The organism is Mesorhizobium sp. M1338 (genome assembly GCF_040318045.1).
In the GTDB taxonomy this organism is placed as follows: Bacteria; Pseudomonadota; Alphaproteobacteria; order Rhizobiales; family Rhizobiaceae; genus Mesorhizobium.
The window spans coordinates 12,075-36,163 of sequence record NZ_JAMYLL010000018.1 but is presented as its reverse complement, the minus strand read 5'-3'; the positions used below and the strand labels follow the sequence as shown (position 1 = coordinate 36,163).

Annotated in this window: 22 protein-coding genes, 2 pseudogenes and 1 riboswitch; of the genes and pseudogenes, 7 read left to right on the top strand and 17 right to left on the bottom strand. The window is 58.7% G+C overall.

The genetic code is table 11. The annotated features are described in order from the left end of the window. Positions 1 to 223 precede the first annotated feature (223 nt). Positions 224 to 721 carry an insulinase family protein gene (locus tag NKH19_RS17670; protein WP_502910963.1) on the bottom strand — a complete coding sequence of 166 codons (498 nt, stop codon included), beginning with the start codon at positions 719 to 721 and terminating at the stop codon, positions 224 to 226. A 709-nt stretch (positions 722 to 1,430) separates the two neighbouring features. Beyond that, positions 1,431 to 1,658: a hypothetical protein gene (locus NKH19_RS17665; protein ID WP_245260682.1), complete on the bottom strand. Its 228-nt coding sequence runs from the start codon at positions 1,656 to 1,658 to the stop codon at positions 1,431 to 1,433. A gap of 372 nt (positions 1,659 to 2,030) precedes the next feature. Here NKH19_RS17665 and NKH19_RS17660 point away from each other — a divergent pair, with 372 nt between their 5' ends. Beyond that, positions 2,031 to 2,243 (top strand): cold-shock protein, encoded by a 213-nt coding sequence (locus tag NKH19_RS17660; RefSeq protein ID WP_023679670.1) that lies wholly within the window; start codon positions 2,031 to 2,033, stop codon positions 2,241 to 2,243. 220 nt (positions 2,244 to 2,463) lie between these two features. Here NKH19_RS17660 and NKH19_RS17655 read toward each other — a convergent pair whose 3' ends face one another. Beyond that, positions 2,464 to 2,934, bottom strand: a complete 471-nt coding sequence (locus NKH19_RS17655; RefSeq protein WP_023783325.1) for a Ros/MucR family transcriptional regulator — start codon at positions 2,932 to 2,934, stop codon at positions 2,464 to 2,466. 412 nt (positions 2,935 to 3,346) lie between these two features. On the opposite strand from NKH19_RS17655, the pseudogene NKH19_RS17650 reads away from it, so the two are divergent. After that, positions 3,347 to 4,006: pseudogene (locus tag NKH19_RS17650) on the top strand (transposase); the annotation flags it as partial. 82 nt (positions 4,007 to 4,088) lie between these two features. Further along, positions 4,089 to 5,093, top strand: coding sequence for a glycosyltransferase family 10 domain-containing protein (locus NKH19_RS17645; RefSeq protein WP_352753631.1), 1,005 nt, complete (start codon positions 4,089 to 4,091; stop codon positions 5,091 to 5,093). A 137-nt stretch (positions 5,094 to 5,230) separates the two neighbouring features. On the opposite strand, the gene NKH19_RS17640 is transcribed toward NKH19_RS17645, so the two are convergent. Further along, complete coding sequence (locus tag NKH19_RS17640) at positions 5,231 to 5,584, bottom strand: hypothetical protein (RefSeq protein WP_023737108.1); 354 nt, start codon at positions 5,582 to 5,584, stop codon at positions 5,231 to 5,233. A gap of 977 nt (positions 5,585 to 6,561) precedes the next feature. Here NKH19_RS17640 and NKH19_RS17635 point away from each other — a divergent pair. Further along, the gene (locus NKH19_RS17635; protein ID WP_023737107.1) at positions 6,562 to 7,617 is read left to right on the top strand and encodes a cytochrome-c peroxidase; all 1,056 of its coding nucleotides are present in this window, start codon (positions 6,562 to 6,564) and stop codon (positions 7,615 to 7,617) included. A 444-nt stretch (positions 7,618 to 8,061) separates the two neighbouring features. Here NKH19_RS17635 and metE read toward each other — a convergent pair whose 3' ends face one another. The 8 genes from metE to NKH19_RS17595 all read right to left on the bottom strand — a co-directional run bounded on the left by metE (position 8,062) and on the right by NKH19_RS17595 (position 18,400). Then, positions 8,062 to 10,413 (bottom strand): 5-methyltetrahydropteroyltriglutamate--homocysteine S-methyltransferase, encoded by a 2,352-nt coding sequence (gene metE, locus NKH19_RS17630; RefSeq protein ID WP_352538837.1) that lies wholly within the window; start codon positions 10,411 to 10,413, stop codon positions 8,062 to 8,064. A gap of 95 nt (positions 10,414 to 10,508) precedes the next feature. After that, a riboswitch (cobalamin riboswitch) is annotated at positions 10,509 to 10,710 on the bottom strand. A 568-nt stretch (positions 10,711 to 11,278) separates the two neighbouring features. Further along, complete coding sequence (locus NKH19_RS17625; RefSeq protein WP_352982492.1) at positions 11,279 to 12,973, bottom strand: alpha,alpha-trehalose-phosphate synthase (UDP-forming); 1,695 nt, start codon at positions 12,971 to 12,973, stop codon at positions 11,279 to 11,281. Next, a complete protein-coding gene (locus NKH19_RS17620; RefSeq protein WP_352538835.1) occupies positions 12,961 to 13,518 on the bottom strand; it encodes a hypothetical protein in 558 nt (185 codons plus the stop codon). Before NKH19_RS17620 ends, NKH19_RS17625 begins: the two co-directional genes overlap by 13 nt. A 321-nt stretch (positions 13,519 to 13,839) precedes the next feature. Continuing rightward, positions 13,840 to 14,832, bottom strand: coding sequence for an adenosine kinase (locus tag NKH19_RS17615; RefSeq protein ID WP_352558854.1), 993 nt, complete (start codon positions 14,830 to 14,832; stop codon positions 13,840 to 13,842). A gap of 49 nt (positions 14,833 to 14,881) precedes the next feature. Further along, on the bottom strand, positions 14,882 to 16,054 hold the full coding sequence (gene metK, locus NKH19_RS17610) for a methionine adenosyltransferase (protein ID WP_023812683.1): 1,173 nt from the start codon (positions 16,052 to 16,054) through the stop codon (positions 14,882 to 14,884). 53 nt (positions 16,055 to 16,107) lie between these two features. Beyond that, the gene (gene glyA, locus NKH19_RS17605; protein ID WP_352538833.1) at positions 16,108 to 17,445 is read right to left on the bottom strand and encodes a serine hydroxymethyltransferase; all 1,338 of its coding nucleotides are present in this window, start codon (positions 17,443 to 17,445) and stop codon (positions 16,108 to 16,110) included. Positions 17,446 to 17,473: 28 nt separating this feature from the next. Next, positions 17,474 to 17,803, bottom strand: a complete 330-nt coding sequence (locus tag NKH19_RS17600) for an ArsR/SmtB family transcription factor (protein ID WP_245260337.1) — start codon at positions 17,801 to 17,803, stop codon at positions 17,474 to 17,476. 264 nt (positions 17,804 to 18,067) lie between these two features. Continuing rightward, the gene (locus tag NKH19_RS17595; RefSeq protein WP_352538832.1) at positions 18,068 to 18,400 is read right to left on the bottom strand and encodes a recombinase family protein; all 333 of its coding nucleotides are present in this window, start codon (positions 18,398 to 18,400) and stop codon (positions 18,068 to 18,070) included. A gap of 409 nt (positions 18,401 to 18,809) precedes the next feature. On the opposite strand from NKH19_RS17595, the gene NKH19_RS17590 reads away from it, so the two are divergent. Together NKH19_RS17590 and NKH19_RS17585 are read left to right on the top strand one after the other, a co-directional pair. Continuing rightward, positions 18,810 to 19,112 carry a hypothetical protein gene (locus NKH19_RS17590; RefSeq protein ID WP_352538831.1) on the top strand — a complete coding sequence of 101 codons (303 nt, stop codon included), beginning with the start codon at positions 18,810 to 18,812 and terminating at the stop codon, positions 19,110 to 19,112. Next, positions 19,109 to 19,585 (top strand): type II toxin-antitoxin system VapC family toxin, encoded by a 477-nt coding sequence (locus NKH19_RS17585; protein ID WP_352538830.1) that lies wholly within the window; start codon positions 19,109 to 19,111, stop codon positions 19,583 to 19,585. The genes NKH19_RS17590 and NKH19_RS17585 overlap by 4 nt, the downstream gene beginning before the upstream one ends. 739 nt (positions 19,586 to 20,324) lie before the next feature. Here NKH19_RS17585 and NKH19_RS17580 read toward each other — a convergent pair. After that, positions 20,325 to 20,819, bottom strand: coding sequence for a MaoC family dehydratase (locus tag NKH19_RS17580; RefSeq protein ID WP_352558848.1), 495 nt, complete (start codon positions 20,817 to 20,819; stop codon positions 20,325 to 20,327). Between the two features lie 50 nt (positions 20,820 to 20,869). On the opposite strand from NKH19_RS17580, the gene NKH19_RS17575 reads away from it, so the two are divergent. Next, positions 20,870 to 21,079 (top strand): hypothetical protein, encoded by a 210-nt coding sequence (locus tag NKH19_RS17575; RefSeq protein ID WP_352538827.1) that lies wholly within the window; start codon positions 20,870 to 20,872, stop codon positions 21,077 to 21,079. Between the two features lie 218 nt (positions 21,080 to 21,297). On the opposite strand, the gene NKH19_RS17570 is transcribed toward NKH19_RS17575, so the two are convergent. The 4 genes and pseudogenes from NKH19_RS17570 to NKH19_RS17555 all read right to left on the bottom strand — a co-directional run bounded on the left by NKH19_RS17570 (position 21,298) and on the right by NKH19_RS17555 (position 23,685). After that, positions 21,298 to 21,690 carry a bifunctional hydroxymethylpyrimidine kinase/phosphomethylpyrimidine kinase gene (locus tag NKH19_RS17570; protein WP_352607523.1) on the bottom strand — a complete coding sequence of 131 codons (393 nt, stop codon included), beginning with the start codon at positions 21,688 to 21,690 and terminating at the stop codon, positions 21,298 to 21,300. Between the two features lie 203 nt (positions 21,691 to 21,893). Beyond that, a complete protein-coding gene (locus NKH19_RS17565) occupies positions 21,894 to 22,172 on the bottom strand; it encodes a beta/alpha barrel domain-containing protein (protein WP_352607525.1) in 279 nt (92 codons plus the stop codon). Between the two features lie 49 nt (positions 22,173 to 22,221). Further along, positions 22,222 to 22,494 (bottom strand): annotated as a pseudogene (locus NKH19_RS17560) (hypothetical protein); the annotation flags it as partial. A 33-nt stretch (positions 22,495 to 22,527) separates the two neighbouring features. Then, positions 22,528 to 23,685 carry a porin gene (locus tag NKH19_RS17555; protein WP_352538825.1) on the bottom strand — a complete coding sequence of 386 codons (1,158 nt, stop codon included), beginning with the start codon at positions 23,683 to 23,685 and terminating at the stop codon, positions 22,528 to 22,530. Between the last annotated feature and the right edge of the window lie 404 nt (positions 23,686 to 24,089).

The window sequence follows — 24,089 nt, the reverse complement described above, 5'->3', positions numbered from 1 at the left end:
GAAAGGAGAATACCCTGAAATCGCTAGAAGATGCCTCGCGGTTCTACTAGTCGGGCTCGGCCGGTCAGGTGCGCGGGGGCAGGACCGGTCCGCGCGCAACCTTGCCATAGGTCTTCGCGGCCAGCGCCTTCACCGTCTCAGGCTCTGCGTCGCCGGCCGCCACCAGCACGGCGTTGTTCGGGTCGGCAGCATTTGTTGTAGATCGTGAATGCGTCGGTGCCGTTCAGCTTGTCCATCTCCTGCATCCAGCCGTTGACCGGAATGCGGTAGGGCTGATCGGCCGCAACGTCGCGTTGACCTCCTCGTCCAGCAGACCTGCGGGTTCGTCTCTCTGCGCCAACGGCGCTCCTCCAGAATCACGTTTCGCTCGGTCTTGATATCGTCGTTGAGGATGAGGTTGAACATGCGATCGGCCTCGAAGCCAATCATGTCGCCCAAAGCTAGTCATAGCGTTGGGGGCGTTATTGAAGCCGCCGCTGACTGAGACGGCTCGGTCGAACTCGCTGCCGGCGCGGTTGGTGGTCGCCTTGAAGATCAGACGCTCAAGGAAATGGGCAAGTCCGGATTTGCCGGGTGGCTCGTCGGCGCTGCTGACCTTGTACCATGTGAGTGACGACTGGCGCGCGGTGATCGCGGATGTCGATCCTTCCATGCCATAGTCGAGCACGAAATCCGCGATCTTGCCGCCGTCGGTGGCGGCCAGAGCCGGAGCGGTCGTCACCAGGGCCAGGGCGGTGGCAGTGAACGCCGTGCGCAGCCAGGGGGAGCGATCAATGGCTCCGGTTGGAAAGGCAAGGTTCGAGGCAAAGTGATTTGTTCCTCATTTTGATGAACGCGTTGCGTCTTCGCCTCCCCGTGGGGAGGATCGGCGGGCAGCGCCGAGCCAGACCAACATGCGGCCAGGCCTCACTCGAGCCTCATCTTCGGATGGACCCAGGAGACCTGCGGCGGTGTTCTTGGTGAGGTGGTCATTGGACGGATTTTCCTTGGTCCGCGACGTCTGCGGACGACCATGCATGCACCGTGCCAGATCAGAAAACCATTCGAGGCATGAAGACAAGTCGGGTCTGACATGTTGCGCATCCGACATTATGGGCCATCGAACAGGGCTGAAGGCGACGCGAGCATGGCTGAGAGTATCGTCTTCCTTCGGAAGACGATGAGGCGCGCTGCCGGGGAGGGGTACACGATGCGCTTCGAAGGCCGCTGCACTGACGGACAGAATTGAGATGTTGTCGCTCCAGCGCTCGCCGTGGGGGCATGCAGGCAACATTTGTCGCTGCAGGACAGCAGCACCGAAGCTGTGCGCGCTTGCCGTTGTCCCTGGGCACCAAACAGGAGAATTAGCAGTCGCGATTGATTTCATGTGCGTAAAATACCGCCTGGTGCGCTCGGCTGCAAATGCATGCCTGGCGGAGTGGTCGCTTAGGTCAAGAGCATCGCGTGAGTAACAGCCTGACCTTGCTCAATCTGATGCGCGCTAACCGCCTCGCCGGATTGTGGAACTGCTCGCGGGTGGCTTCTACCACAAACAGCAAGGTCATGAAATCAAGCAGGAAGTCGTCAATCGCTTGGGCGATTGTTTCTGACTTGCCCTTGAACTGGTCCAGCAAAACGCGCGCGCTATCGATCGCTTCCACGCTGGTCGCATCGATCAACCCCTCGACCCTCTTGAAACAATCCAAATCGAAACTCCTTCATGCGCTTGCCAAGCCGTTATGCTCGAAGGCAGTTCCGTGAACTACCCGGCCTTTGACCTGCGGCACGAGCAGCGGTCGGCCTTACGTCCCGTGCCTCCAAACACGAGCCATCGACGTGGCGCTGAGGAGCGTTGGAAGAAATTGGGCGCTTCCGGCCACGCTCGAGCGGTAGTGTAGGACAGTGCTTGCTGGCGGCTACGCCCACAATGGAGTGCGCCAGCTGATCGGGGCTTAACAATTTTTCGCTTTTTGCTGCGCCCAACTCTCGGCTATGACTCGGACAGGCCTAATGGCCTGCCCACGTTGCATTGTAAAAGAAGGAACAAGTATATGCCGACTGGAACGGTAAAGTGGTTCAACAGCACCAAGGGGTTTGGATTTATCCAGCCCGACAATGGCGGTCCGGATGTTTTCGTCCACATTTCCGCTGTCGAACGCGCGGGCCTCTCGACCCTCGCTGACGGCCAGAAGATCAACTATGAGATCGAGCAGGATCGCCGCACTGGCAAGTCCTCCGCTGGCAGCCTCAGCAAAGCTGGTTGAAATTTTCTCCTGCGTCCTGGCAAGAGTAGGCACGTAGGTCCTCACGGCCGCTCGATGGGACCGAGCAAAAACTGAGGGCAGCAGATTGCTGCAGGCGTCGCGAATTCCTCATGAAACAAAGTTGTTTGAAAGGAAGGCGGGGTTGGCCCCGCCTTTTTATATGACCGCGCAGATTAAGCCGATGGCTGAAACGCTCCAGAACGAATCTCGATTGCCGAAATCAAGCCGCGACCTTCTTGCGGGTTCGCTTCGTCGGCGCAGGCTCCGGCGCTTCCGGCGCCTTCGGTTTGCGGCCGAGCCCCATCGTCTTGGCCAATGTCGAGCGCGCCGCGGCGTAGTTCGGCGCGACCATGGGATAATCCGCCGGCAGGCCCCATTTGGCCCGATATCCATCCGGCGTCAGCCCATAGTGGGTCGACAGATGGCGCTTTAGCGATTTGAATTTCTTCCCGTCCTCAAGGGAGATGATGTAGTCCGGTGTCACCGATTTCCTGATCGGGACTGCAGGCGTAAGGGCAACCGGCTCTTGCGCAGAGACACCTCCGGCCGTCGCTCTCAGAGCCGCATGCACTTGGCCGATGAGGGCAGGGAGATCCCCCACCGGGATCGGATTGTTGGAGACATAGGCCGACACGACATCGGCGGCAAGCTCAATGAGGGTGTCGACGTTTTTTCCGGCTTCTTCTGTCATGAAACTCTCCAGGCGGTGAAACATAGTCAGCGAAGCGTCGCTTCATAGGGCCGGTTGCCGCTGAAAGCAACAATGCTCGACAGCGTTATTGCCAATGCTCGTCCAGAAGCGACATCGATGCGCCATATTTCCCGTCGTGACGCTGAGCCACTCGTTGTTGGCGACCCTGCCGAGGTGCGTGGCGCGTCCCGGCTGTAACTTTGCGTCGAACTTGCTAGTAGTCTTGAGCCTAAGCGCGGTTTTTTTGTCTCGGTATTACTTCTTTTGACTGTGAAATCAGGGATCGTGATCGCTTGCTGGTGGCGTCAGGGACGATGGAGTTCATTGGCCATGGCCAAATGTAAGTTCATCGCCCGGTGAGCCACTCTTCCAAGGGGCTGGGAACCGCCGCTGGTAACAAAGGACATCAATGTATTTCGGGGCGTTTCTTAGCCGGTCCTCGAGAGACGGCAATCGCTGCGGACGACACCTGTTCCACGATATCGAACAGCGCGGCGACACAGGCAGCTTCTCGAATCTGGAGCGGCTTCTCGCAAGTTGGCGCCGCACCGAGAGGCCGGGCAAGGACAGTGCGTCGCCTGCTTCAATCATGCGCATCAACCAGCCAGCGACGCTGTCCCGATACGGAATCCCGCGACTGGCCGTGTGATCTCGCCGGTAGTCGCCCCGGCCCTCTGCACGAAGCCTCGGGATGTGCTGATGATCAACCAGGCCACAAAGGTCGAGGTCCTGAAGCAGGGATCACATGAGTTTGCCACTATGCGCAGGCTTGCCATGCGCTTCCGCGGCATTTTGCGGGGCTTGTGAATTGGGCAAGCTCGACACTTCGATCGATGTGGCGTCAACTCCGGGTCCGTCGCCATCACGCGTTTCGGTCGGGTCCTACGCCGTGACGCTGACGCCGTTCGCGATGCCATTGAACTACCGTGGAGCAACGGCCAGGCGGAAGGGCTGATCAACCGCCTGAAGACGATTAAACGTACCATTGGGCAGAGCGGGCTGCGAACTCATTAGGGCACGCATGCTGCCACTCAGCCGGCCTGATCACCACACAAAGCGAGGAAGAACCTAGTCAAGTGCAAAGCGACAATCGCCTCGACAGCGGGTCCCGGAAGGTTTATGCTGGCCAATGTTACCGCAATCCGGAATGGCGATTGAATACCTTCACGAGTGAAGGGAGTGAAACTTCTTTGTCGGCCAAATTGTTGACGGAACGCCCGGCGCCCATTGTTGCTACATGTCTAGATTCTTGGGGCGTTTTGGATGATGCAATCCACCATCTCACTCCAAAGGGCAGTGGAATCTGGAACAATGTCGCTTTTGTTCGCACGACATCCTTCGTGCCCGATTGGCATATCGTCTTTAACTCTGCTTCTCTTTTTGGGCTCCCTGTTGATATCGAGGCGAGCCCAAACAGGACAATTTTTGCAATCGGCGAACCGCCGACGAAAGCTCATCGCGCGTTTCATGAAGGGCAGGGGAAAAATACTATCGTCCTGACGTGTGACGCAGAGCTGGCTGCTCGGCAGAATGCAGCGCGCCGATTCGTTTTGTCTCCACCTATCACTCGGTCTTGGTCTGTAAACAAGACATATGACCAACTTCTGGTCAGCGAAGTCGTGGATAAGCCGCTTCGGCTCTCATGGATTACCAGTGACATCGCCCTGCTTAAAGGACATCGATATCGGCTGGGGTTTCTGGAACGGCTGAGAAAGGAGCTCGATTTTGACCTGTTCGGCCGAGGTTTTCGGCTGATTGGAGATAAATGGAACGCACTCGCACCTTACCGTTACAGTATAGCGTTCGAGAATACTCGTGCTGATTACTATTTTACAGAGAAGCTTATGGACTGCTTCGTTGCTGAAACAATGCCGATCTATTACGGCAGCCCGGCAATCACGAGGTTCTTCCCTTCGGACTCTATGGTTCTGATTGACCCAGAGGACAAGAACGTAATCCCAAAAATTCAAGAAATCATCGACTCGGACCTCTGGAAGGAACGTCGCGGCGCAATAAGAGAGGCGAAGCGGTTGGTCCTTGAGAAATACAATACGTTTGCTTATCTCGCGCGCTTCATCGAAAGCGTTCAGGATAAACCCTTACCGCCGGAAATTATACACATCGATTCGCCTGAGGTCGATTTTGGAATAGACGAATGAAGTACTCCAACGCTCGCTTGGCGTGCCCGGCGGTCGGTGGTCTGGCGAGATCGGTACGGAACGCTCGGCGGAGAACGCCTGCTGCGCAGACGGGCCGGCACGGGCGCACGAGGTCATGCGCCCCCGGCTGCCGCTGATCAGACGAACTGGGGAAGGCCAGGAACGGAATTGAGGACCTCGTCCACGAGTTCGTCGCCGGCATGTTCCTTGGCGCAGGCGATCGTCTCGTTGGCGAGGCCGGCGATCTTTGCCATGCTGAGACCCTCACTCATCAATTGCTGGCCGAGCCCCATAAGGCCGCCACCCTCTGGGTCGTCGCCATGATACTTCGCTACTAATTCCGAAGCTCCCGGAATGGCCTCGATCATGCGCGCAACGGGACCGTCGGCCGCGTGGCTTTGCAGGAAACCCAGCATTAACCCAACGCCCTTCTCTGCGAGAGCCGGGCCGATGCCGGCACCAGTGGCGATGCGCGGTAAGAATTCTTCCATGCAGGGTCTCTCTCTCTTTGATAAGGTTTACACGGGGCCGGTCCGGCGCCCAGCGCCCTTGGCCGAACCACAATTGAACTCCACAAAAAATAGGCCAGCGGAAGTGCTATTGCGCGTAAAACCGCCTCTGTCAACGCAAGCTGCGTCGGACGTGCGTGTTTCGCAAACCGAAGATCATTCCAATTCACATCATTACGCATTGGCAACCGCACAGTTTGCGGTGGCTCGCTTATTGGCCAATGCCCCGCGCCCGTCAAATGATGACGACAAGGTGGTCATCGCCTAGGAATCTGTGGATCGAGGTGTGAGGCAGTTACAGCCGGTGGACCTGCTCAAGCGCCGCGCCGGCACCAGGGCTAGATTGGCGATACTACGCGTATTGGCCATGTCTTTCCTCGCGTGATGGGATGTTCGTAGAAGCGGAGCTATATGCCGGTGTGACGATCGACAAGGCGGACCGGCTATTCCGATAGGACATCCATACTGTCGCATAGACCGTCGCTGCTTAGGTGTCGCATAGACCGTCGCTGCTTAGGTATTGAAACCGCCATCGCTGGTGACATCGCAGTCGGCGGGTGTCGATAAGGTCGATTCACGCAATCAGCCGGTCAGGAGGAACGAATGAACCCTGAGGTTTCAGAAGCTCACTTTTCGCAAGGCGTGCAGCGCACATCGTGCAAGAGATTGCCATTCTTGCGGATGCTATCGACTTTCTCAACGATGGCGGGAAGATCGCAGTGACCGAATCTACGAAGCCGCCCCCAGGGCGTGCTTTGATGCATACAAACGGTTGCCGAGCAGGGATACTCCTCCTCCCTGAAGTCCAATCGACAACAGCGATCACTTCCAAGAGGGTCCCAGCTCCGCCGCGAAAACGGGTGCCAGACCCCGATCCTCTCCCTCAACTGATCTAGCTCAGGGCGTTCATGAGCCGCAGATCGCATAGTGGCTGCGTGCACGACGCAGGAAGACCATTTATGAAAATCCTATTCAGAACGATGGCTGTCACCTTGCTGGCACCCACCGCCTTTGCTGCGGATTCGATCCCCACCGACCTCAGAGATACGGCATTGGCCACCTTCAGGGCTTTGCCATCCACCACGCCGACAGTCGCCAACAACCCGATCACCCCGGAAAAGATCGCTCTCGGCAAGGCACTGTTCTTCGATCCACGCGTCTCGGCGTCAGGCGTCTTGTCGTGCAACTCGTGCCACAACCTGGCCACCGGCGGCGACGACAATCACGAAACCTCGATCGGCCATGGTTGGCAGAAGGGACAGCGCAACGCGCCGACTGTACTGAACGCTGTCTTCAACATCGCTCAGTTCTGGGATGGTCGTGCCGCAGACCTGAAGGCTCAGGCGAAGGGACCGGTCCAAGCCGGCATCGAAATGGCCAATACACCGGACCAAGTCATCGCCACGCTCAAGTCCATGCCGCAATATGTCGAGTGGTTCGATGCAGCTTTTCCGGCTGAAGCCGATCGGGTCACCTTCGACAACTTCGCCAAGGCGATCGAAGCCTTCGAGGCGACACTGGTCACACCGGCCCCGTTCGACAGCTTTCTGAATGGTGATGAGCTTGCCATGACTTCCGAACAGAAACAGGGCCTGGCGCTTTTTATGGACAAAGGCTGCTCGTCCTGCCATGCCGGCATCAACGTTGGTGGGCAAGCCTATTTCCCATTCGGCCTCGTGGAACAGCCCAGCGCCGAGGTCCTGCCGGACAAAGACAAGGGCCGATTTGCGGTCACCAATGCAGCCGATGACTACTATGTTTTCCGCGTGGCGCCGCTGCGCAACGTTGCACTCACCGCGCCATACTTTCATTCGGGCAAGGTTTGGGATCTGAAACAGGCCGTCGCCATCATGGGGACCACCCAGCTTGGCGTAGTACTGGCGGACGAAGAAGTTGACCTGCTTGTTGCCTTCCTCAACTCGCTGACCGGAGAGGCACCCGAGGTCGCCTATCCCATCTTACCCTCCGAAACGGCGACAACGCCCCGGCCTGTAACGCAGATCTCAGGAAAATAAAGGGCCAACTGGCTGCGGACGTCGCAATCGAAAATGATTGCGGCTTTTACTTGGGCCACACGAATTGCCACATCCATCTCCGAATTGGCGGGAGGCTAGCAATACCCGAAACCTGCCACCTCGCCCGTAGTCTGCGCGAATCAGCTGGGGAAGCGGACAGACGCGCAGCACCATATATTGTCGCCGCCTGAGCGAACATGCCAAGCAGTCTACTTTGAGAAACGACGTGTGTACGATTTGTTCGAGGCGCGGGGCCTGTATGTTCCCAAGGACCAATACTATAGCGTAGTGTCACATTCATATTTCTGCGGGATGAGGACACGTGCCGAAGGAAAATTGCACATTTTCGCCGAGTGGCTTATTTCCAAGAGTGTGATCGGTTTGGCATATTCCCGGCCGACATCCGCCAGTCGGCAACTCCCCACACGGTGAGGAAGAGAAGCCTCACGCCTGCACTTTCTGCCGGAGCGCGCGTGCTGCAGCGACCATGTTAATGAGGGCAGGGCGGACCTCCTCCCATTTGCGTGTTTTGAGGCCACAGTCGGGGTTTATCCACAGTTGGCCATCGGACAGTCGCTCGCGGGCAAGCATGACTAAGTCCGAAATCTCGCCGACTTCCGGGACGCGTGGTGAGTGAATATCATAGACGCCGGGACCGATTTCGTTCGGATATTTGGAGCTCGTGAAGGCGTCCAACAGTTCCATCTTCGAGCGCGACGTCTCAATCGAAATGACATCCGCATCCATTCCAGCGATCGCGTGAATGATCTCGTTGAACTCCGAATAGCACATGTGGGTATGAATTTGAGTCGCGTCCTTTACACCCGTTGAAGCGATCCGGAAACATTCGACAGCCCAGTCGAGATAGACTTTCCAGTCAGATTGGCGCAGTGGCAATCCTTCGCGAAAGGCGGCCTCATCGATCTGGACCATCCTTGCGCCGGACCTTTCGAGATCCGTCACTTCGTCGCGGATGGCGAGCGCGATCTGGCGGCAGGCTTCGGAGCGGGGTACGTCGTCGCGAACAAAAGACCAGTTGAGAATGGTGACTGGGCCTGTGAGCATTCCCTTCACGGGCTTTTCCGTAAGCGACTGGGCGAATTGCCACCAGCGCACTGTCATCGGATTGCGCCTCGATACGTCGCCGAAAATGATGGGGGGACGCACGTAGCGCGACCCATAGCTTTGTACCCAGGCATGCTGGGTGAACGCGAAGCCGGACAACTGCTCGCCGAAATGCTGTACCATGTCGTTTCGCTCGAACTCACCGTGCACCAGCACGTCCAGCCCGATCTCTTCCTGCCAGCGAATTGCAGCCTCGATCTCCTTCTTCAGGAACGTCTCATAGTCGACATAGCTCAGCTGGCCCTTCGCATGAGCGGCCCGCGCCTTGCGTACCTGCGGCGTCTGCGGGAAGGACCCGATGGTCGTCGTCGGGAACGGCGGCAGCCCGAGTGAGCCGGCTTGGACTCTGGAGCGCTCGCCAAAAGCGCTCTCTCGTCGCTTCGCGCTGTCCTCAATGCTAGCGATCCGCCCCTGAACAAGCGGGTCATGGATCCTCGTGGATGTCACGCGCGTGGCGGCAGCCTCGGCAGACGCTTTCAACGCGCCTGCCACCGCATCCCTGCCTTGGGACAGGGCCCGGGCCAGCAAGACCAGCTCGTCGGTCTTCTGGGCCGCGAAGGCGAGCCACGACCTGATGTCGGCGTCGAGTTCCGTCTCCATGCGCAGATCAATCGGCACATGCAGCATCGAGCAAGAAGGCGCGATCTCGACGCGGTCCAAGGGCCAGCCGGCGACGATCGGTTTGATGCGGTCGAGAATGGCGGGCAGGTTCGCACGCCAGACGTTGCGGCCATCGATCAAGCCAAGCGAGAGCACCAGATCCTTCGGAGCGAGCCGACCCACCGTTTCCAGCTGCTCGGGAGCGCGCACGAGATCAATATGCAGCCCGGCCAGGGGCAGAGAAACCGCGGTTTCGAGATTGTCTCCCAGCGACCCGAAATACGTAGCCAGCATGATCTTCAGCTCGGGCGCGGCTTTCGACAGCTGGCCATAGGCGAATTCGAACGCAGCTCGTTCGTTCGGGTTCAGATCGAGGACAAGCGCTGGCTCATCGATCTGCACCCAGTCGGCTCCCGACAGCTTCAGCTTCTGCAGGACTTGCTCGTAAACGGGCAGCAGCCGCGGTAGGAGCGCGATGGGACCGAACCCCTCGGCAGGCGATTTCGCCAGCTTGAGGAAGGTGATGGGTCCAAGGATGACTGGGCGTGTGTGAATGCCGAGAGCTTTAGCCTCGAGGAAATAATCGACCGGCTTCGATGACGAGAGGGCGAACGTCTGATCATCATCGAGTTCCGGCACAATGTAGTGGTAGTTGGTGTCAAACCACTTGGTCATTTCCATCGCGGTTACACCAGGTCCATGAGCTTCCTCCTGGTGACCAGCGTGTCCACAATCCTCCGTCTGACCCTGGTTGCCGCGCGCCATTGCGAAGTAGATGTCAAGTGGGACCTCGCCGCTATTCCAGCCGTAACGGGATGGAACGGCCCCGACCATGGCTGCGGTGTCGAGCACGTGGTCGTAAAGCGAGAAGTCGTTCGACGGGATTTTCGACACGCCGCGATCGCGCTGCTCTTCCCAGCTAGCGGCACGGAGCGCCTTCGACGTCGTGAGAAGGTCGCCAGCGGACGATGTTCCGGACCAGTAGCTTTCAAGCGCGAATTTCAGTTCTCGCCGACGACCGAAGCGCGGCACGCCGAGCGTTGCTACAGGAATTTCCTGAGAGTCAGTCATGTCATACCCCGATGGTTGGGGCGCCGATGACAAGGAAGGCGCTAGCAGGCCGGCACGAACGCCGGCTTGCAGCGGCCACCGAGACACCCCGCCCGTGGACGTAATTCGCCGTGGCAGGTCTCCTGGCTCGCGGGGTCATAGCCTCTACCCGTCTTCCTGAGGGTATTCGCCTCAGTGACATGAGTGGGGTTGGCTCGCCGCTAACAGTTGCGGGGGCAACGCCGGCATTGCACCGGCTTCCCTCTTAGCTCCGCTGCGGCAGCGCCGCACGCGAGAACCACGACACGCAGACAATCACAGCAGTCCGCTCTTTTGTCAATGACGCATAACGAAATGTTTATGTCGTTATGTGATTTCGCTTTTACGCTTGTCTAACATTGTGAAATATTCAGTCGCCCATTGGCGGCGCTGCTCCGCTGCCACCATAGTCCAACTAATGGATCCCTGTCGGGCTGCGACATCCCTCGCAGGTCGCCGATGAAGGATTTCGGACAAGACTTCAAGCGCGTGACAACGTCATTAGAATGCAGAAGATCGCATTGGTGGCGATGTTTAACGATGCGGCCGCAAGCCGTGCGTGCGTGGTAGAAGCGGTTTTCTCGGAGTGAGCGCCAAACCGTGGTCCGAGGGGAATTGGCACGCCAGTCGTCATCACGGGTGACTAGGCAATCGTGATGACTCCGCTCGGCGGCAAGAGACCACACTGACGGAGCCTGGCTCAAGGGTCTGATGCAAAGCCCGACTGTGGTCCCGATAAGCCGCTTAAGCCGCATTCAGGCGGTCAGGATAAGTATCTCTCTCTCCAAGCGCTCGGCATTGAGGGATGCGCAAATGCAGGCAAAGCTCGCGTGCTTCATATTCTGCATCATACGATCGGCAGGACCCAGTTTTTATCCAGTGCACGCGTCAGCGCGGTGTGCAATTCTGGCTCGGTCCGATACGAAGGCATTTGGGCCTCGCTGATCCAGCCCAAGCCAACATAGTGGAAGTGATCCGCAGGGACCGTAACCCGGCTGCTGTCCAGTTGCCGAACGAAGTCCGCTGACCAATGGTGGATCGTATACGCTTCAAGTTTGTCCATCATCCTCCGCCAGCGTTGGATGCGTTCTTCGCGCGGCATGCTGGCCGCTCTTGAGATCGCGGTAGCTATCTCGTCGGAGAGCCTCGGATTTACCAGCAGGGCGTCCTCGCCGAAGTCTTCGGCCGCGCCGGCAAACTTCGATAACACCAGAACGCCAGGGTCGCTCGGATCTTGTGCAGCAATGTATTCTTTCGCCACAAGATTCATGCCATCGCGCAACGGCGTCACAACGCAAACACGCGCGGCTCTGTAAAGACCCGCTATCTCAGCTTGGGTGAACGACCTGTTCTCATAGATAATCGGCATCCACTCGTCCGTGCCATGCCGGTTGTTGACTTGATTGACGAGTCTTTCGACGTCGCGCCGATATTCGCTGTACGCTTGGATGTCGCCACGTGAGGGAGTTGCGATTTGCAAGAGCGAGACACGTTGCGGCTCGACTGCCAGCAGATCGAAAGCTTTAATCCGATTGTCGATGCCCTTGGTGTAGTCGAGCCGATCGACGCCGATAACTAGCTTTGCTCCGCCAAGTTTCAACTGCGAAATGTAGGCTTTCTGCGCCTCAAGCGAATCTGCGGCACACTGTTCGAATTGCTTCGGATCGATACCTATAGGAAAATTTTGGCATTGCGTCTGGCCATGGTCCGAGAAAACGACCCCGTTCTTGCTCTCCAGCCCCAAATGAGATTGGACACAGGCGAGGAAATTGCTCACATCACGGTCGGTCTGGAAACCGAGCAGATCATACTCGAGCATACATTTCATTAGCTCGCCAGAATTGGGCACGCGCTCCATCATGTCAGACTCGGGCCATGGCGTATGCAGGAAATGGCCGATCGGCCGGTCAATGCCGAGTCTGTGCAAATCAGCGCCGAGCGGCAGGAAATGGTAGTCATGAACCCAGTAGACTGCGTTATCTCCCAATTCGGACACCGCGCGCGCCATGAAGGCATTGACGTCGCGATAACTTTTATAATCCTCTTCCGAGCCTGAGATCCGGTCCGGCAGCGAGTGGAGCGCCGGCCACAATATTGAATTTGCAAAACCTTGATAGTGCCGAGAATAGTCCGCTGCCGGCCCATCGAGCCACCCGATTTGACCTTTGCCACGCTGCACGAGGGGCACCTGTTGCTTATCCCCGTCGCCCAGATGCTCGGAAAAACCTACCCAGACCGCGCCGGAACGCTCCACGACGCACTCCAGGGCCGCCGAAAGCCCGCCTGTCTTGGGCTGATCAGAATTGACAGTCGCACCGCGGTTGGAAATTGCGATAAGACTCCTATGTGGCTGCTGGGCCGCCGTGTTGAAGCGCTGGTCTGCGGCTGAGACAACAGGACGGGACGGGCCAACTTCGGCTTGTTGTTCTCGCTCCTGTGGCAAGTCTCTCAGGGGTTGTTCAAAAGCGATTAGTTCGTGAACAGCCCCAGTTTGCCATGTGAGGTTCCGGCGCGGCGAGTTGGCGTTGTTCAATGCGTCCATTTCATGCCTCCGTTGAATATTTCCCCCAGATGGAGCAACTGGAATTCCAAATTGGCCCTGCTGACGAGAATCTGACGAGCGTCAGAGCAAATGGCGACCGATTGCCGCGTTTCGGCTTCGGCGCCCTCAAGAACCGGCTTATCGCGAAAATAGCTGGCGACCCGATCGAGCGGACCGTGCTTGCGGTAATTGTTGGATTGTTCGGATAAGAGATACACCCATGCCAGCACCTGTTGAAATGAACTGAAACTATGTCGCTGCAGCCAAGGCTGCCGGGCCCCGTGATGCGATCCTGCGTCTGCCGAAGAGTTTTGACACGGAGATCGGAGAGGGCGGGATAGTCCCTTTCCGCCCGTCAGGGCCGGTTTTTGAATCCCTTCCTCGTTGCCCTCGACGATCCCAAAATCGTGGAAGCCAGACCGCGATGTGAATACCAGCCAGGCGAGCACTTCCTGACATCCGCGAATGCCGGGCTCCACATCCGGCGCCTCGTCGAGATTGACGAAGATGAAGCCCTGCTGCCAATTCCGCTGGTCCCATACCAATGGCGAACCAGTCTGCCCGCATTCGGCATCGTGGGACGTGATCGCAAGTCAAGTGCTCCGACGGACGCCGCGAGTTCTCCGTTACCTCAGGAACCTTACTGGCCTTCCCCAAGCTGAGCTTCTGGAAAATGCCGGTGGCGATCTCGATGACGGTGAATGCCGTCAAGGCATGCCCGCCTTGCACCCCCTTCCAGCGAGCTTCACGGCAGCAGCATCGGTCAGTTCTCCGAAGCGAATGGCTGTCGTTATCAGCGAGCTTTGACACAGTTCCGCCACTGCGATGATCGCGTCGGTTGGGCAGCTGGTTAGTTGCCCGCGCATCTACAGCAACCCAGCCCGTTCCGCCTCGCGGCGCAAATTCTGCCTTGGCCTTGGGCCGATCTGCTGGATCACCAGGCCGGCCGCCAGCGAGCCAAGGTCGCCGCAGGTCTTGAGGTTGCGGCCCTGCGTGTAGCCATGCAGGAAACCGGCGGCGTAGAGATCGCCGGCGCCCGTCGTGTCGACCAGCTCCTTGATGGCGGTCGCCTCGATGACCACGGTCTCGTCGCCGCGCACGATCACCGAGCCTTTTTCCGAGCGTGTGACGGCGGCGATCTTGCAGTCCTTGCGGATCTGCGCCACCGCTTCGTCGAAGGACGAGGTCTGGTAGAGCGACTTGATCTCGTCGCTGTTGGCAAAGACGATGTCGACCGTGCCCGAGCGCATCAGATCGAGGAACTCGTCGCGGTAGCGGTCAACGCAAAACGAATCCGACAGTGTCATCGAGACTTCGCGCCCGGCCTCGTGCGCGAGCTTCGCCGTCTGCCGGATCGCCTCCTTGGCGCGCGGCGGGTCCCACAGATAGCCCTCGAAATAGGTGACCTTGGCGCCAGACGCCTTGTCGGCCTCGACATCCTCCGGCCCAAGCTCGACGCAGGCGCCGAGATAGGTGTTCATCGAGCGCTCGCCGTCCGGGGTGACGAAGATCATCGAGCGCGCCGTCGGCGGCTCGCCCTCGAGCGGCCTGGTGTCGAAGGCAACGCCCTGCGCATGGATGTCGTGCGCATAGATTTCGCCCAGCGCATCGTTGGACACCTTGCCGGAGAAGGCGGCGCGGCCGCCGAAGCTGGCGACGCCGGCCGCCGTGTTGCCGGCGCTGCCACCGGAGGCCTCGATCGCCGGCCCCATGTGGCTGTAGAGCAGCTCGGCGCGCTTGGTATCGATGAGGTTCATGGCACCCTTGATGATGCCGTTGGTCACCAGAAAAGCGTCGTCGCACTGGGCGATGATGTCGACAATGGCATTGCCGATGCAAAGCACGTCATAATCCGGCATCAATGTCTCCGCTTGGGCTTTCCGCTTGCCAATTCGCTCGCCGGCGGCTTCACGGGGCGGCTAGTCCTGCCTCGCGACGCAATTCGTCCGCCCTGTCTGTCTTCTCCCAGGTGAAATCAGGCTCTTCACGGCCGAAATGGCCATAGGTGGCTGTATTGCGGTATATAGGGCGCAAGAGATCAAGCATCTTGATAATGCCTTTCGGTCTGAGATCGAACAACTCAAGAATGAGGCGCTCGATCCTGCTTTCCTCAACCCTGGCTGTCCCGAACGTGTTGACCATGACGGAAACCGGACTGGCCACGCCGATTGCGTAAGCAAGCTGCACCTCGCACACGTCCGCAAGTCCGCTGGCGACGATGTTCTTTGCGACATAGCGGGCCGCATAGGCAGCTGAGCGGTCAACCTTGGACGGGTCCTTGCCCGAGAAGGCGCCGCCGCCATGACGACCCATCCCGCCATAGGAATCGACGATGATCTTGCGTCCCGTGAGACCGCAGTCGCCGCGCGGCCCGCCGACTACGAACCGCCCCGTCGGGTTGACCAGAATTCTGATGCCTTCCGTCTCCAGGTGGGTCGGCAGGACAGGCTTTATGATTTCCTCAATGACGCCCTCGCGGACAGTCTCTTGCGAGACCTGCTCGTCATGTTGCGTCGACACGACGATGGTATCCAGGGCGACCGGGCGCAACCCCTCATAGCGCACTGAGACTTGGGATTTCATGTCAGGACGCAACCAGCCAAGCTGTGCCTTCCGGACATACGCCTGCCGTTTCGTCAAGCGATGAGCGAGCTGGATCGGCAAAGGCATCAGGGTATCGGTTTCGCGGCATGCGTAGCCGAACATGAGGCCCTGATCTCCCGCTCCCTGCTGGAGGTCTTGCCCTCTTCCCTCGTCAACGCCTTGGCTGATGTCGGGCGACTGCTCGGTGAGGGCATGGACGACGGAGCAACGCCGGCCGTCGAAGCCGACGGCCTCGTCGTCGTACCCAATGTCGAGAATCGTATCGCGCGCAACTTGGCTGTAATCCACCTGGGCATCGCTGGTAATCTCGCCAGCCAGAACGACTATCCCTGATTTTACCAACGCTTCACAGGCGACGCGCGCCTTGGGATCTGTGCGGAGGATGGCGTCGAGGATGGCATCCGAGATGTTGTCGGCCAACTTATCCGGGTGCCCCGCGCCAACCGATTCGGAAGAGAACACGAACTGCCTAGCCATGAATACCTCGCTTCGGGTGTTGGATGTGGTATGGGCATTTTGCTTGGCCCACCTTACTTGTCGGAGATGCCCGGGACCTCGAACGCAGCGCACAAGTCGGCAACGTCTCTTCGCACGCAGGCATGGAGATCTTCGTCGTCTGGCCGCTGGAGGACGGAGTCAATGAAGCCAGCAATTTGCTGCATTTCCACATCGCGCATGCCCATTGACGTCACTGCTGGTGCCCCCAGGCGAATTCCGCTTGTGACCGCCGGATCCCGCGGGTCGCCAGGCACCATATTAAAGTTTGTGATGATTCCTGCCTTTGCTAGTCGCTCGGCATAGGCCTTGCCCGATAGTGGCCGATTGCGAAGATCAAGGATCAGCATGTGATTGTCCGTCCCCCCGGTCACCAGGTCATGACCTCGCTCAAGCAGTGCATGTGCCAGAGCCTTGGCGTTCTTGACCGTCTGTTGGCCGTAGCTTCGGAAGGACGGGTTCGCGGCTTCGTGCAAGGCAACCGCTAGCGCAGCGATGGCATTCATGTGAGGCCCGCCTTGCAGGTGAGGGAAGACCGCCCGGTCTATTCGTCTGGCGAGATTGTATTTGCTCTTTGTATGATACAGGGCCTGATAGCGATCTTCGTTCCTTGACAAAATGAAGCCACCGCGGGGACCGCGGATCGACTTGTGGGACGTGCTGCTGACCACGTCGCAATGGCCCACGGGATTCGGGTGCGCTCCCGCGGCAATCAGGCCGCTGATGTGCGCAATGTCGGCTACGAGATAGGAGTTCGCTTCCAGGGCAATTTCTGCCATTGCCGCGTAGTCAAAGACACGCGGGTAAGCAGTTCCGCCGACCCAAATGAGCCGCGGCCGTTCCCGCTTGGCTGTCTCGCGCAAGCGGTCATAGTCAATCTGCTGTGTCGTTTCATCCAACCCATAGGGCACGCGTTGATAGTCAGTACCGGAAAAGTTGATGGCCCAACCATGAGTCAGATGGCCCCCTTCCGGAAGGGGCAAGCCCATGACTTTGTCACCGGGACTCAAAAGCGCACGATAGACAGCCTGGTTGGCCGGCGAGCCGGAATAAGGCTGGACGTTGGCATGCTCGCTGCCAAATAGTGATTTCAGGCGCTCAATGGCTAGATTCTCAAGCTCATCAACGATCTCGTTTCCAGCGTAGTAGCGCGCACCGGGGTACCCCTCGGCGTACTTGTTCGTGAAAATCGAGCCGTTCGCTTCCAGCACGGCCGAGGACGCAAAGTTCTCTGAGGCGATGAGCTTGAGGGTCGTCCGCTCCTGCCGCTCCTGTCTCAGAAGCAGCTCGTGAACGCGGCAATCAACCGCGGCCAAGGAAGACCGCCCGTGGGTGTCGGGCTGTGCGATCGCACCGTCTGCGGAGTTGTCCATGGTAGCTTCGCGCTCCAATTGGATTGACCTATTTCACGATCAAGCACGCGGTCCCCTTCGGCCGCGTGTCTCGTACCGCTTCGAGCCGTTGCAGGTCCTGTTTATGATAGCCGTCGCGATGGGGCAGGAGATCGACCAATAATTGAACCAGCCCGCCGTCGTTGGATCCTGCGTTGAGATGGTACGAGCGCCACGGAGGCTGTTCGTTGCAGCAGAGAAAGTCGGCTCTGGCGAGCAGCCGGACGTGTCGCGCAACCCGCTCTCGACACACGCCCAGAATCTCCGCTAGCTCGCAGACAGTTAGGTCCGCATGCGCACAAAGGCCCAGGATTCGAAGGCGGTCAGGATGCGCTGCCATGCGTAGGCGACTAACCAGTGTCATCATGGCTCAGGACCAAGTCCTGCCGAATTTCTCATTTCGCGTTCTCCACAGAAGTTGCAGATTTCGAAGGATGTCCAACGAGCGGGCAAATCTCGGTGGCCGTGACGACCGTCGATATCCTGTGTCGAACAAACAAATGTGCGCTCTTCTTGCCTTTAGCCGAAATTGCAGGCAGGTCGGCGAGTCGAAGACAAGCGGGGCCACGGTTTGGAACCACTGACCTCAGACGTTGCAATAAGCCTACCATTCACAGCGAGCCGGAGTTGCTAAGAGTCTATGAATTTCCTTGAAGGATCTGTTGCAACGTTTGCCCAGCCGGGCCTGCTCCCGGTTTGCAGCGGTCATGGTCAGGCGATCCATCGCCTCTGCGAGCACGATCAGGAATTTGCCCTGCATCGCATCGCTGATCAGCTCCTGAAGGCCGGGACGCAACAGCGACGCGCCGCAGATCGCGCGGTGGGTATTGCTGTGGACGACTGTCCAGCCTTGCTTTTTCAGCACGCAAGCAGCAGAGCCGCAACTGATCCTCGATCGAGGCGTCTCGGTGATTGTCAGTTGAGTAGCGAGCGCCAAGCGCGACCTTCATGAGGCGGCCCCTTACTCCGGACGCGGTCTCGCGTTTGGCTATCCGTTTCGGCTTGAACGAAATCCCGTGCGGCCTGTGGCGCCAGCAGCCGGACCAGATTGACGAAGCGTCGATCGGGCTTCGGCGACGCAGGCACAGCCCTTCGCGGCCGCGCCTGCGACCACACGAAGCTATTCGGCTGTTGCACGTTTCGGTCGCGCTATGATCGCGTTCCTGTCCTGACGCGAAATACTCCGTTTCGCGACAATGATGCCAATCACAGTGCTTCGACAAGATGGAAATTGTTTTTGATCAATAACGCGCCTCGCGCAGGAGCCAGTGCTGGCCGATGACGGGGCACCTTGTGCTCCGAAGAAGCCAAGGCTATATATCCGGATAGAGAACCGGAGGCACGCGATGGGCAACACTGCACAGAAGAGAGCCATCGAGAATTATCGCTCTCGCCTGGCTGAGCGCGGCATCGCGCGGTTCGAGATCCAGGCGTTCGACGCAGACCGCGATCTACTGCGAACTCTTGCCCGAAAATTAACGGAGAGCGGGCCGGATGCCCGACAGCTTCGTCGGACCATACAGCAAGCCGTGGCGGGTGAGCCACCGAAAGCGGGCAGCATTCTCGCCTCGTTGCGTCGCTCGCCTCTGGTTGGCTCCAATCTCGACCTCAGCCGGCCGCGCGAAGAGGGGCGCAAGATCGACCTGTGACGCGCTACCTTCTTGATACCAATATCATCAGCAACGTCATAAAGCCGGAGCCTTCGGGCTCGTTGCTGGCCTGGATGGGCGCGCAGAAGGACGAAGACCTCTTCATTGCTTCGCTTACTGTCGCCGAAATTCGCAGAGGCATCCTAGAGAAGCCGAAGGGGAAAAAGCGCAGCAGCCTCGAAACTTGGTTCGAGGGCTCCGAAGGCCCGCAAGCGCTGTTCGCTGGCCGCGTGCTATCGTTCGACGAGAAAGCTGGCCTCGTGTGGGCGCGGCTGATGGCCAACGGCAAAGCCAGAGGCCGTTCGCGGAGCGCCCTAGACACAATCATTGCCGCTGTAGCCGAAGCCAACGAGTGTGTCGTAGTGACCGACAATGAAAAGGACTTCGAGGACGTTCAGATCATCAACCCGCTCCGTAGCTCTGGAAGCCAAGCGGGTGATGATAGCTCCAACAGTCCGGCCGATTCAATTTGAGGATTTCAACGGCACAAAGTCCGAACGTCTCGAGTTCCGCTTTAATGCCATCCCGGTTCATCTAGTCAGCTCGATCTACCAACAGCTCGCACGCACGAGCGGCGCGGACAAGGCGCGATCGCAGGGACTGCGCGATACGCGCGTCGAGCTCGTCCATCTTACACTCGCTCTCGTCTTCGAACGCCTCTCGCCAAACGCCACTGTAGTCGATCCCGCGTGCGGCTCGGGGGCCTTCTCATCGAGGCTTTCTCGGGACTGGTCTGGCGCGTTACCAATGGCAAGTTCGCCCGCCGGGAACTCGTCGGTCTGTACTCCCAGCTCTGGGCGTCCACATCAACTGCGGAGCTCTTGGCATCGCCGTGTTCTGCCTTTAGCTGGCAGCTCTCGAGCTCGACGAGCAGCCGATCAGCGACATCCGCGACCTCAAGTTCGACCCGGTTGACTCGATAACACCCTATTGGCAGATTCAGTCGGGGAGGATCTGCCCACTCCGATCACAAGCCGATCTTTCGACGCCGTGGTCGGGAATTCTCCATGGACCTTCATGAAGAAGGAATGCAGCGCCGAAAGCCGAAGCGCTTCCGATACATCGACGCCCCTTCCGAGACGGAGCCCCGATTAGGCATTCCTGCCACTCTATCTAGCCGACCCCCGTGGCCGCGTTGCCGATCGGTGCGCACTGGTCGCCTACATCGCCCCGGCACGTGAAGATCGTCTCCGCTGACGCTCGTTGAGCAATTCAGGCCGCCTCCGGCTGGGGTTTGATCAGCGTCAGCGTCAACCAGCGCGCGGTCAGCGCCGGCTTTTTCGAGCCCTCGATCTCAATCGTCACGCCCAGCGCCGTCTGCACCCAGCCCGACGGCCTGACCTTGACGTCGGCCAGTACGAAACGGGTGCGGATGCGCGATCCGGTTTTCACCGGCGCCAGGAAGCGCAGCGATTCGAAGCCATAGTTGACACCCATCTTGCAGTTTTCGAGCGGCCGCATGGTCTCGAAAGTCATCGCCGACAAAAGCGAAAGCGACAGGAAGCCATGTGCGATGGTGCCGCCGAACGGCGTCTCGCGCTTGGCGCGCTCCGGATCGCAGTGGATGAACTGGTGGTCATCGGTGGACTCGGCGAACTGGTCGATCATCCGCTGCGAGACCACCCGCCACGGCGACACGCCGACTTCCTTGCCGACGCTGGCCAGAAGTTCGTCGAGACTGATCGGTTCCACGCTAATGTCCTCCATTTCAACCGTCCGAAGCGCGAGCGGCTTCATTCCGTGAACAGTGTCACCCCATGCTGCACCGACTGCCGGCCATCCATCGGCAGGATGGCTTCGGTGAGATGACTGCCGTCACGGCTGCACGAATAGAACGTTCCGCCGGCAATCTCATTCGGCGCACCGATGCGGCCGATCCGAACATGGCCGCAGACGGGCTGGCTTCTACCTCGGTCACGGTGCGCGTCCTGCAGGCCACTGAAAACAGCTCGTCTTGCTACCGGTGATCATTCCGCCGGCGCCGCTATGCGGTATTGTCGCAGATTGATAAAATCAATTGTCTGGATAGGAACCATCCGTGTCTCGAATTTGGAGGAGTCCAGCAGACGGCGTGGCTTGTGGTCCTTGTTGAAGCGCGCCGACCTCATTGGCCGCTAGCTCTGAGCCGGCAAGAAGCGCCAGTTCAATGACATTGGGTGTCGACACGGCAAAGCGGCATCAGATGCTAATTTATTATGCGGAATAGCGCTTGCTTCAAGAAGCGCTCGGCCTGACGTGGAAGCAGCACTGGATCTGGATTGTCGGTATGCGCGGATATTCGCGCAGCACAGCGGCAACCGCAGCGACGATCGATCTCAGCCGTTGCGAGCATGCCGATGTTGGTGGCGGCCACTCTGTTAGGCTGAAGCGTAGCGCGCATCTGATCCGCCACCAGACCGGGTTGCGTAACTTGGATTTCCAAGGCGTCTTCATGGGTTTGCACCGTCAGCGCGCTGACAGCAAGGCAGGTGCGCACGCCAAGGCAAGCGATCGTCTCGATCTCGCGGGCAATTCCAGCCCCACCGCGGGAATCTGACCCGACAACGACGAGCAGATGCGGTTCTCGCCCCAGCGCCATTGCTCTGTCTTTCGATCCATTCTCGCGTGCGCGCTTCTGGGGCGTCGTTCAGCGCAAAGTCGGTGACCACGGCTGCGCTTTCCGCGCCAGCCTCGAAAAACGCCTTCGAGCCGGTCAGGTTGAGGCCGCCGATGGAGACCAATGGGATCGGCGCGACCTGGTGCTTCCACTCGCTGATCCGCTCGAGCCCTTGCGACGCCCATTCATCTTCTTGAGGCTAGTTGGATAGACTGGGCCGAGCGCCACATACTCCGGCTCGGCCACTGGCGCAGTTCGGTGTGATCGTGGATCGAAAGGCCGAGCTTCAATCCGGCGTATTTCATCGTCAGCATCGGCGGCAGCCAAATCCTTTTGACCAAGATGGACGAGTCGCAGCCTTCCTCGATTGCCGTGCGCCAATAGTCGTTGACGCTCACTTGGCAACCATGGACCGCGCAGGCGTCGTTCGCGCAGCGGATTTCCGTCAGTCCTTTCTCGTCCATATCCTTTATCCGGAGCTGCACCAGACTCACGCCGAGCGGCACCAGCCGGTCAATCCCGCCGGCACGTCCACGAATTCATGAGAAGACGGCCCTGCCACGTCGGTGGGTAGCGCGGTTCGAGCATTCCCGAGCTGAAAGCTTCACGACCGGCATCGACCGCTTTGCCGAACGCACGCGCCATGCCGACCGGATCGGCCGCCCTCGGGACCGCCGTGTTCAGGAGCACGGCGTCAAACCTGAGCTCCATGACGGTCGCCGCGTACGACGGCCGTCCGAGCCGTGGATCCACAATCAACGGAATGTAGGGGAAATGTCCGCGCATCAACTGGACCTCGGAGCTCAACGCTTCATCGCATTAGAATGAGCGTTCGAAACGCAGGATACCGCCGACACTGCTCTTCTTGTTGGCATTGGTCCAGTTCACTTCGGAAGCTTTCACCTTTCCGACGGCGGAGCCTCCGTAGCGGTCATAGTCGAGTTCAGCCGTAACTGTGAAATCTGGAAGAAGCGCGTAGGCGACGTTCCCAGCGACACCATAGTTCTTGAGCTGATCACCCGAGAGCTGAAGGTTCAACGAAGTTGTCTCGTTGAGCTCGTAAGCGGCGCCAGCCCAGAAAGCCCAGTTCCCGCCCCAAATCTTATAGAAGCCGCGACCATGAGCGTCGATCGCGTTCATGGGGTCGTCGTTGAGCTTGCCATTGGAACCGTAGCCGAACATTCCGAACAGCAACAGTTCGTTGGTGACATTGATGTCGACACGGACCTTGGCGGCCACCGATTCGTAGTTGCTATCATAACCAGCAACGCCGGTGATCGCTCCCCAGCCATGTGTGTATTTCAAGCCGCCGACTATGTGCGGAGCGTAGTTGTCGATTGTGCCGACCACGCCTGAGCCTTCTTCGAGCGAAACCACGGCCGAAAAGCCGTTCCCGGCGTCGAAGTAGTACTGGACCACATTGGTATCCAAAGCGCCGTACGGAACCGGCGTCTGGTTGAGTACGTCACCCGCGCCGCCAATAAACATGTCGAAGGCCGACCAGTCCTTACCAACTCGGAGGCCACCAAGCTGAATCCAGGCGAAAGTCAAGATGCTGTCTCCGTTGAAGGCATAGGACCGAGAACTGTCCGAAACCGAAGTGTGGCGGTTACCGAAATTCACGCGGGTTTCGGTGTAGGTCTTCAACGTGCCGAGTTCGGTCTCCTGGCCGGTCCAAGCTTTCAGTGTGAAGCGCGTGTTGTTTTGCCATGTACCCTGATCCTCACCAGTCCTCACATCTGAGGTTCTTGCGTGGTAAAACAATCCGACATCGCCCAAGCCCACGTAGTAGCTAAGATAGCCGCCGATGCGCAGGCAGGTCTCGGTGCCTGAAATATAGACGTAGCTGGAGCCGTAGACGTCGCAGATCTTGAGGTACTCAGTGGGATCAGGCTCGGGGACGATGATCACGGCGCGAGCGTCGGAAGCGGCGATCAGTGCCGCAGTTGAGCCGAGGAGGAGGCTCCCAATGGTCATTGTTGATCTCCGTCTAAACAGTAAAAGGAATCGAGACCGATAAATGATTTTTGCTAAGCAAACGATTGATAGCGCATCAAGCTGAATTCTAGGAGTGTTGCTGCACCTGTCGTGCTAATACTCAGGAGAATTTAGAATGTGACTGAGACTTGTTGTCACATATATTAAGCAGTTATCACTCCCGGACGGTCATACAACATTTTTATACAATCACCCCTTTTCACCTCCGCGGTGGGCCTTACAAAGGGTACTACTGCAAATAACGTACCATCCTGACGACCCAGCTGCGGCTTGAAGCTCAAATGTGCGGGCGGACCTTGGTTCCCGCTTCCGTTCTTTTTGCCTTGCGGATCCACCCAAGCAGGAACGGCAAATCTTTCGGCTACGGCTCGTCTGTTCGCTTC

Coding starts and splice junctions, on each gene's coding strand:
- NKH19_RS17660 (WP_023679670.1), top strand. CDS start 2,031: ATGCCGACTGGAACGGTAAAGTGGTTCAACAGCACCAAGGGGTTTGGA.
- NKH19_RS17655 (WP_023783325.1), bottom strand. CDS start 2,934: ATGACAGAAGAAGCCGGAAAAAACGTCGACACCCTCATTGAGCTTGCC.
- NKH19_RS17640 (WP_023737108.1), bottom strand. CDS start 5,584: ATGGAAGAATTCTTACCGCGCATCGCCACTGGTGCCGGCATCGGCCCG.
- NKH19_RS17635 (WP_023737107.1), top strand. CDS start 6,562: ATGAAAATCCTATTCAGAACGATGGCTGTCACCTTGCTGGCACCCACC.
- metE (WP_352538837.1), bottom strand. CDS start 10,413: ATGACTGACTCTCAGGAAATTCCTGTAGCAACGCTCGGCGTGCCGCGC.
- NKH19_RS17625 (WP_352982492.1), bottom strand. CDS start 12,973: ATGGACGCATTGAACAACGCCAACTCGCCGCGCCGGAACCTCACATGG.
- NKH19_RS17615 (WP_352558854.1), bottom strand. CDS start 14,832: ATGCCGGATTATGACGTGCTTTGCATCGGCAATGCCATTGTCGACATC.
- metK (WP_023812683.1), bottom strand. CDS start 16,054: ATGGCTAGGCAGTTCGTGTTCTCTTCCGAATCGGTTGGCGCGGGGCAC.
- glyA (WP_352538833.1), bottom strand. CDS start 17,445: ATGGACAACTCCGCAGACGGTGCGATCGCACAGCCCGACACCCACGGG.
- NKH19_RS17600 (WP_245260337.1), bottom strand. CDS start 17,803: ATGGCAGCGCATCCTGACCGCCTTCGAATCCTGGGCCTTTGTGCGCAT.
- NKH19_RS17590 (WP_352538831.1), top strand. CDS start 18,810: ATGGGCAACACTGCACAGAAGAGAGCCATCGAGAATTATCGCTCTCGC.
- NKH19_RS17580 (WP_352558848.1), bottom strand. CDS start 20,819: ATGGAGGACATTAGCGTGGAACCGATCAGTCTCGACGAACTTCTGGCC.
- NKH19_RS17575 (WP_352538827.1), top strand. CDS start 20,870: ATGCTGCACCGACTGCCGGCCATCCATCGGCAGGATGGCTTCGGTGAG.
- NKH19_RS17570 (WP_352607523.1), bottom strand. CDS start 21,690: ATGGCGCTGGGGCGAGAACCGCATCTGCTCGTCGTTGTCGGGTCAGAT.
- NKH19_RS17565 (WP_352607525.1), bottom strand. CDS start 22,172: ATGGACGAGAAAGGACTGACGGAAATCCGCTGCGCGAACGACGCCTGC.
- NKH19_RS17555 (WP_352538825.1), bottom strand. CDS start 23,685: ATGACCATTGGGAGCCTCCTCCTCGGCTCAACTGCGGCACTGATCGCC.